This window comes from Streptococcus sp. oral taxon 061, from assembly GCF_964211575.1.
Classification (GTDB): domain Bacteria; phylum Bacillota; class Bacilli; order Lactobacillales; family Streptococcaceae; genus Streptococcus.
Map to the genome: position 1 here is coordinate 1 of NZ_CAXOQQ010000015.1, position 2963 is coordinate 2963.

Sequence of the window (2963 nt, forward strand, 5' to 3'; positions counted from 1 at the left end):
TCATCCACGGTATCCGAATACCCTTCTGATACTACTCTCTTGATCAAGAGATTGCTTAAAAACAAGGGGGAGGTGTCAAAGCGTAATCCAAATGGATAGCCATGACCAATGTAGTCCACATAATGACCATTTGCCAAATCAACTCGACGACCTGAAAGAACTACAAAAAAGTCCATCTGTTCGCTTGTACTCCTTGTTCCTATCTCTAAATCTACTTTTTCTATATGTTATTTAACTTTAAGTGAGGATATTTAATATTTTTTTGTTCCTTCTCAAAAAGCTGTTGAGCGCTTTTTTCTTGGTCATCAATATACCCCTCAAACCAAACTTTACTTATATCTTCTTTGTTAAAAAAATAACATTGATTATCCGTATTTCCATTTGGATATAAACATGCCGAATAATCGAAATAACCAATTGTCCCTTGATTATTATAGAGTGGAAAACGAGATAAAATCATTAACTTCACTTCTCCGTTATGAAGTTGAATCACACTTCCGATTGGCAATATTTTATCATTCATTATTAACTCTCCTTATTACTTAATTCTTTGTATAACTGTCTCAATATCATGCTGCGTTTAATCAATTTGGTATTTAAAATAGTGTATACAATAAAATATGATGATAAAGTTAATACAAGACTAATATAATTACCTGAACTTATGAAAATTGCAGCAGTCACTATGCCTATGAGCAAAAAACAGATTATCGTTATATATAATATTAAAACATTCCTTTTTTCTTGCTTTAAAAAGTTTTGATAGTTTCTTAAATCAATTTGAAATTCTTCTAACTCAATGACACGATTTAAAACATAATAAAGTAATAAGCTACTACCAATACTAATGATAATATAAGCAAGGACCAAAGACAGCAACCGAAAATCTGTTGGTACTTCCCCATTTTTACTTATACTTCTTAAAACAATATATAAAACAAGAGCAATTGAACTGTAACCAGTAATAGCAGTTGCTCCATTGATTTTATCCTTTATTGAATATAACAGTTGATGATTTTCATTGCTATAGTAGACAGATTTTCCCTGATATATACCTAGGACAATGAAACTCTTAGTTTTACTTTTCAAAATTTCCTTTCTAAATTATAAGTTTTATACAGTTCATTTATGATTTTTCCTCTTTGGAATATCTTATTATAAAAAAACATAAAATATATAGTCATAAATAAAACTGAAACAACTCCCCATGAAATATTGCCATATGTGATAAAGAGGTATGCAAAGAATATTATAATTAGTGGTAATATGATAAGAGATAAATAGGTAAAAAAGACATTCTTTCGCTCTCTTAACACGAAGTCTCTCATTGCTTTTTCCTCTAATTGAAGTTTTTCAACTTTCCTCTCACGATGGTACGTAACATAACAAACAACAAAGGCTATTATAAAGGAAATCAGGATTCCTATCATTAAAAATTGATATCTTCCCAGAATGGTTAAATAGTATTTGGAATTAACTTTTCCAATTACGACATAAATAATCATGACCATGCTACTGCCAGCAGTTTCCAAAAAAGAAGTCTTCTTTCTTACTATGTATAAACTAGAATCTTTTTTATCAAAATAAACTGGATTTTTATCAATTGTTCCTATCGGAACCATATTTTTTAAATATTTTTTCATGAATCCTTTTCCTTAGTGGAATATTTTTTGTCTAACATATGAACCACTTTAAATCTCTGTATTGGTTTCGTGTTTAATAACAATAGGGGGAACATAAAAAATAAAATGGCTAAAAACAAAAACAAAAAATTAGAAGTCAATAAATAAACTATAGAAAAAAGCACTGGAAAAAGAAATGCCAATAATATAATTAGATGGCTCTTAACTATATTTTTCTTCTCATTTTTAAGAAAAGTTATCATATCAATATTCGAAAGCACAAAAGGACTAATAACTAATTCTTCATTCAAAGCTGGTTTATAGAGGAGTTTTGAGACAATGATCATTAGAAAAAAACCAAAAATCAAGGGCCAAAACCCACTGAACACCTGAACTTTTGTTATTTCTCTTACAAGAACAGAAAGAATAAGTGCTGCTCCTGTCGAGAAAGCGACAGGAGACACTTTAAACTTCGTTTTAGAATGACCTAAGAACATCTTGCCTGTTTTCTTATCAAAAAAAACTGTTTCCCCTTCAAAATTACCAATTCCTACAAATTCAACGTCCTTTAACTTTATAATTTGATTTTTGTCCAAGAGAATCTCCTATCACTGAAATACAGTTCCAATACCACTGAAAAAGTCAGATACTGCATTACCAACACCATCCATAACTTCCTTACCTGATTTCACTACATCATTTGTTATTTTTGTGACTTCCTTTCCAACAGTGTTATCATAAATCATATCAAATACAGCATTACCTGCAATTGATAAACCTACTCCTATTATAAACCCTGCAGCAGCTCCAACAATACCACCTGCAGCAGTTCCTGCAATAGGTATAACACTACCAATAGTAGCTCCAATTGCTGCTCCTGTATTCATACCAATGGTCATAGCACCGGTAGATATTGCTGCATGGGCCCCGCTCTTAATAACTGCGTTCGGAACATTTTCACCAGCTGAAACTTGTGTAGTGAAATCAATTGCAGGACCAATAAATGCCATAGCCCTACCTATTTCAGGACCAGACTTGGCAAAAGTTTCAATTCCTTCACTCAAACTTCTAATGACTCCTGAAGAGGAATTACTAATACCATCAAGTACATTGGGCGAAATTAACCCATTAGTACCTAGGTTAATAAAGTTTCCGAGTGAATCACTTAGTTGATATAAGGTACTAAGTACTCCTCCTAAAACAGTTGGAGTTTTTTCCAATAATTTAACCCAGCCCTTATCTCCAAACACATCAATACCATTCATGATTGACTCACTGGCGAAATTATTTTTTAAATCATTTAAAATTACATCAGAATAGTTTTGATTGTTTAAGTCCACC

At 31.5% G+C, this 2963-nt stretch carries 5 protein-coding genes and 1 pseudogene; all 6 read right to left on the bottom strand.

Annotated features, from left to right (window positions below):
• A partial coding sequence (locus AB8E63_RS08565) for a DUF4176 domain-containing protein (protein ID WP_368910839.1) occupies positions 1-176 on the bottom strand: 176 nt, incomplete at its 3' end.
• Positions 177-220: 44 nt separating this feature from the next.
• Entirely contained in the window at positions 221-523 is a 303-nt protein-coding gene (locus AB8E63_RS08570; RefSeq protein WP_070478089.1) for a DUF4176 domain-containing protein, read from the bottom strand.
• 2 nt (positions 524-525) lie between these two features.
• On the bottom strand, positions 526-1089 hold the full coding sequence (locus tag AB8E63_RS08575) for a hypothetical protein (RefSeq protein ID WP_368910836.1): 564 nt from the start codon (positions 1087-1089) through the stop codon (positions 526-528).
• Positions 1086-1643 carry a hypothetical protein gene (locus tag AB8E63_RS08580; RefSeq protein WP_368910837.1) on the bottom strand — a complete coding sequence of 186 codons (558 nt, stop codon included), beginning with the start codon at positions 1641-1643 and terminating at the stop codon, positions 1086-1088. The genes AB8E63_RS08575 and AB8E63_RS08580 overlap by 4 nt, the downstream gene beginning before the upstream one ends.
• Positions 1640-2218 carry a hypothetical protein gene (locus AB8E63_RS08585; protein ID WP_368910838.1) on the bottom strand — a complete coding sequence of 193 codons (579 nt, stop codon included), beginning with the start codon at positions 2216-2218 and terminating at the stop codon, positions 1640-1642. Before AB8E63_RS08585 ends, AB8E63_RS08580 begins: the two co-directional genes overlap by 4 nt.
• A 12-nt stretch (positions 2219-2230) precedes the next feature.
• A pseudogene (locus tag AB8E63_RS08590) lies at positions 2231-2963 on the bottom strand (hypothetical protein); the annotation flags it as partial.

Bases quoted from the DNA above. Each gene is read 5' to 3' on its own strand.
- AB8E63_RS08570 (WP_070478089.1), bottom strand. From the start codon at position 523: ATGAATGATAAAATATTGCCAATCGGAAGTGTGATTCAACTTCATAAC.
- AB8E63_RS08580 (WP_368910837.1), bottom strand. From the start codon at position 1,643: ATGAAAAAATATTTAAAAAATATGGTTCCGATAGGAACAATTGATAAA.